5 protein-coding genes and 1 pseudogene are annotated in these 3,831 nt (G+C 63.7%); all 6 read right to left on the bottom strand.

Translation table 11 applies throughout. From position 1 onward, the window contains the following. Positions 1-286: 286 nt before the first annotated feature. Positions 287-697 (bottom strand): GFA family protein, encoded by a 411-nt coding sequence (locus tag B4E36_RS21485; protein ID WP_345900807.1) that lies wholly within the window; start codon positions 695-697, stop codon positions 287-289. A gap of 16 nt (positions 698-713) precedes the next feature. Further along, on the bottom strand, positions 714-1,190 hold the full coding sequence (locus B4E36_RS21490; protein WP_292054171.1) for an SRPBCC family protein: 477 nt from the start codon (positions 1,188-1,190) through the stop codon (positions 714-716). Next, positions 1,187-1,507, bottom strand: coding sequence for an ArsR/SmtB family transcription factor (locus B4E36_RS21495; RefSeq protein WP_018064718.1), 321 nt, complete (start codon positions 1,505-1,507; stop codon positions 1,187-1,189). Before B4E36_RS21495 ends, B4E36_RS21490 begins: the two co-directional genes overlap by 4 nt. Before the next feature lie 361 nt (positions 1,508-1,868). Continuing rightward, positions 1,869-2,627, bottom strand: coding sequence for an HpcH/HpaI aldolase family protein (locus tag B4E36_RS21500; RefSeq protein ID WP_292054174.1), 759 nt, complete (start codon positions 2,625-2,627; stop codon positions 1,869-1,871). A gap of 30 nt (positions 2,628-2,657) precedes the next feature. After that, entirely contained in the window at positions 2,658-3,491 is an 834-nt protein-coding gene (locus B4E36_RS21505) for an ATP-binding cassette domain-containing protein (protein WP_292054176.1), read from the bottom strand. After that, a pseudogene (locus tag B4E36_RS21510) lies at positions 3,488-3,831 on the bottom strand (ABC transporter ATP-binding protein); the annotation flags it as partial. The gene B4E36_RS21505 and the pseudogene B4E36_RS21510, both read right to left, overlap by 4 nt.

Below are 3,831 nucleotides of genomic sequence, written 5' to 3' on the forward strand. Positions count from 1 at the left end.
GAAATCGCCGGCCTTGGCGATCGCCGGGAACAGCGACCGGATCTCGTCAACCGGGAAGCTGTTGCTGAGCGGGGCGGATTCGGTCTGCATATTCATTGGGTTATCCTGTGTCGTTCCCGGCAGGCGACAAACGCCGCCCGCGTGAATATTGTTGTTTTGATTATTTGATCACAAGATATTTCAGATTTCAACTATCTCTTCCAGTGTCGTGCCAGTTTGAGGTCCTTTCTTGTTCGCTGTTTTGCCATGCGGCTCCCGATCTCCGCCGCTGGAGAGGGCGCGCGGGTCAGCCCGGCATGCCCTTGAAACGGGCGAGACCCGGGCCGGCAATGTCCCAGGCCGGCGCTCTTGCCGCATAGGTCACCACTTTCGGCCGGAACAGGTCCGGATCGTCAAGGCTTGCCGCATGGACCGCGATGATATCCGGCATGGCGGCGAAGGTCAGGAAGACCGGCGTTCCGCAGACAGGGCAGAAGGCATGGGTCTTCTGCGTTCCGCTGTCGCCGGCAAGGCTCCATTCGGAAGCGGTACCGGTGATCCGCACCTGCGCCTTTTCGGCAAAGGTCAGATAGGACCCATGGCCGGTGCCGCTGCGCTTCTGGCAGTGGGTGCACTGGCAGTGGTTCTCAAAGACGGGGCTTGTATCCGTTTCGTAGCGTATGGCACCGCAGGCGCATCCTCCGCTATAGCGTGTCATGACGGGCCTCCTTTCTTCAAGCCGCCTTGGGCTTGGCGAAAACATCGAGGCCGCGGCCGGTTTCGAGATAGGATTTCATGCTGGACAGCACGATCGGCCAGCCCTTGGTGACGCCGTTCGCCATGCCGCTGCCGACCACCAGATCGTCATGGGTCACGGTGAGCCGCACCATGTCGTCATAGGGCTCGATGTCGAAACTCACGCGGCTGTAAGCTTCCGGATCCGCCGCTTCCGATTCATTGGCCCAGCTTATGACAAGCCGCGAGGGCGGGCTGCTCTCGATCACCTCGCCGACGAGTTGGACGGTGCGGGCGTCATCGGCGCGGACATGCTGCCAGCGCGAGCCCGGACGCCAGTCGGACACGTTTTCGTGGCCCCAGTAGCGGCTCGCCACCTCCGGCTTGATGATGGCCTCGAATACTTTTTCAGGCGTCGAGGCGATGTAGGTCACGTAGACGAACTGGGTCGTTTCCCTGATCGTTGCATCTGTCATTTGCTGTCTCCTTCGAGCTCTCTCTTGAGGTCGTGCAGCAGGTTGAGCCTTTGATGCTCGAACTTGCGCACCCACCGCTCGTAGACTTCGTAGAGCGGCACCGGATTGATGAAATGCAGCCGCTCCCGCCCGCGCCGGACGCTGGTGACGAGATTGGCCTTTTCCAGAAGGCCGAGATGCTGGGTGGCCGACTGGCGGGTCATGTCGAGGTTTTCGCAGAGCTGGCCGAGGGTCTGCCCGTTACGCTCGCACAGAAGGTCGAGCAGCTTGCGGCGTGTCGGATCGGCCAGGGCCTTGAAAACGGTATCGGTATCCATGGGTCTCACTTTCAACATTCATCATTATGCAGGTATTTGCCTGCATGTAAAGCGCAGTTTTTTACCTGCCTTTTAGGGTAACAAAAAGGGCGCCGGATTTCCGGCGCCCCAAAGTGTTGACAAAGCCGCCCCAACCTCTTTCGTCATCGGGCCTGTCCCGAGGGTCTAAGCACCTACCCGCGCGACAAGCGTTCCGGGATAAAAAGGCATAAAGAACGGCACTTTTCTGATCGCAGACTCCGCTCGCATAGAGGGGTGATTAGATCCTCGGGACAAGCCCAAGGATGACGCCGAGGGGGAGGAAAGGTTTGTCAATAAACTTGAGGCTCCGGAAATCCGACGCCCTGGCCCGGGTCTGAGGTCAGGTTTCCGAACGCGCCTGTCTCAGCCCGGCGGCAAGGCCGGCGGAAAGCATCATCGCATCCGAGCCGATGATAAAGAAGCTGATGCCGGCCTCTTCCCATGTCGCGACATCGGAGCCGTCCGGACGAAACAGTCCGACCGCCTTGCCGGCGGCGCGGGCGGCGTCGGCGATCCGCCGGATCGCGGCATTGAGCCTGTCGGCGTTTTCGGGGCCCATGGCATCGATCGTGACAGAGAGGTCGCCGGGGCCGATGAAGATCACGTCGATCCCCTCGACCGCCGCGATTTCCTCGATATTCGCCAGCCCTTCGGCGGTCTCGATCTGGATCGCGAGCACGACGGTCTCGTTGGCGGATTTCAGGGTCTCGACAATGCGGTAGCCATAGCCCGCAGCCCGTCCCGGCCCGACCCCGCGCCGGCCCGCCGGCGGAAACCGGCTTGCGGCAACGGCGGCGCGCGCTTCGTCGGCGTTGGAAACGCGGGGCACCAGAACGCCGGCCGCGCCGGCGTCGAGCGCGCTGGCGATCGCCTCCGGCGCGTGGCCCGGCACCCGCAACATCGCAGGCACGCGGTGGAGGTCCGCGGCCCGGATCATGTCCTCCACCCGTTCGCGCCCGATCTGGGCATGCTCGCAGTCGATGCAGATGAAATCCGGTCCGGCGGCCGCCGTGATTTCAACGGCGACCGGATGAGGGATCGCCGCGAAGGTTCCGATCACGCGGTCGAGCGCGATGCATGTCTGGCGAAAGCCGCTCATGGGTGCTCCGGAATTTGATGTGTTCAGGCCTTATGCCTCGTCGACGGCCACCCGGTCCAGCCAGTCCGGATCGATTTCCGGCAGCGGAATGGCGTCGAGCAGGGTGCGGGTATAGGCCGATTGCGGATTGTCGAACACTTCAGCGCACGGGCCATGCTCTACGATCTTGCCGAACTGCATGACATAGACCCGGTCGCAGACCGCGCGAATGACGGAGAGGTCATGGCTGATGAAGGCCATGGCAAGCCCCATCTCGCGGCTCAGCGCCTTCAGGAGGTTCAGAACCTGCGCCTGGGTGGAAACGTCGAGGCCGGAGACGATTTCGTCGGCCAGCACGAAATCCGGTCGCAGCAGGGCGGCGCGGGCAATGCCGATGCGCTGGCGCTGGCCGCCGGAAAGCTCGTGCGGGCTGCGCGCCAGCACCTCTTCCGGCAGCGACACGCGCTCCAGCATGGCGGCTGCCTGATCGCGCGCCGCCTTCCGGTTTTCGGCAAGGCCGTGCAGGATCAGCGGCTCGCCCAGAATCCGGCCGATCGAATGTCGCGGATTAAGCGAGGCCATCGGATCCTGGAAGATCATCTGCATGCGTCGCCGGAGCGGCCGCATCGCGGCATCGTCAAGCCGGGTAATGTCCTGCCCGTCGAAGCGGATCTCGCCATCGGCGACATCGACAAGGCGCAGCAGCGCGCGGCCGAGCGTGGTCTTGCCCGATCCGCTCTCGCCGACAATGCCGACGGTCTCGCCGGCAGCGACCGCGATATCGACGCCGTGCAGCACGGTGTTGCCGGGCTTTTTGCCGAACAGCGACGTACCGCCGCCATAGGTGACCTTGATGCCGGTGGCGGAAAGCAGCGGTTCGCTCATCGTGACGCCTCCCCGATCTCGGCGCGCAACGCGGCGAACACGGCATCGGGCACCGGCTCCAGCCCGGCATCTGGCCGGTCGTAGCGCGGGCCGGCCGCGATCAGAGCGCGCGTATAGGCGTGGCGGGGATTGGTCAGAACGTCGGCGGTGCGGCCCTGTTCGATCACCCGGCCGGCATAGAGTAGGGTGACGCTGTCGCAGATCTGGGCGACGACGCCGAGATCGTGGGTGACGAACAGCACGGCGGTGCCATGGGCCTTCTGCATCTGGCGGATCAGGCGGAGGATCTGCTTCTGCACGGTCACGTCGAGCGCGGTGGTCGGCTCGTCGGCGATCAGCA

Source organism: Martelella sp. UBA3392 (genome assembly GCF_002358775.1).
Classification (GTDB): Bacteria; Pseudomonadota; Alphaproteobacteria; order Rhizobiales; family Rhizobiaceae; genus Martelella; species Martelella mediterranea.

Bases quoted from the DNA above. Each gene is read 5' to 3' on its own strand.
- B4E36_RS21485 (WP_345900807.1), bottom strand. From the start codon at position 697: ATGACACGCTATAGCGGAGGATGCGCCTGCGGTGCCATACGCTACGAA.
- B4E36_RS21490 (WP_292054171.1), bottom strand. From the start codon at position 1,190: ATGACAGATGCAACGATCAGGGAAACGACCCAGTTCGTCTACGTGACC.
- B4E36_RS21495 (WP_018064718.1), bottom strand. From the start codon at position 1,507: ATGGATACCGATACCGTTTTCAAGGCCCTGGCCGATCCGACACGCCGC.
- B4E36_RS21500 (WP_292054174.1), bottom strand. From the start codon at position 2,627: ATGAGCGGCTTTCGCCAGACATGCATCGCGCTCGACCGCGTGATCGGA.
- B4E36_RS21505 (WP_292054176.1), bottom strand. From the start codon at position 3,491: ATGAGCGAACCGCTGCTTTCCGCCACCGGCATCAAGGTCACCTATGGC.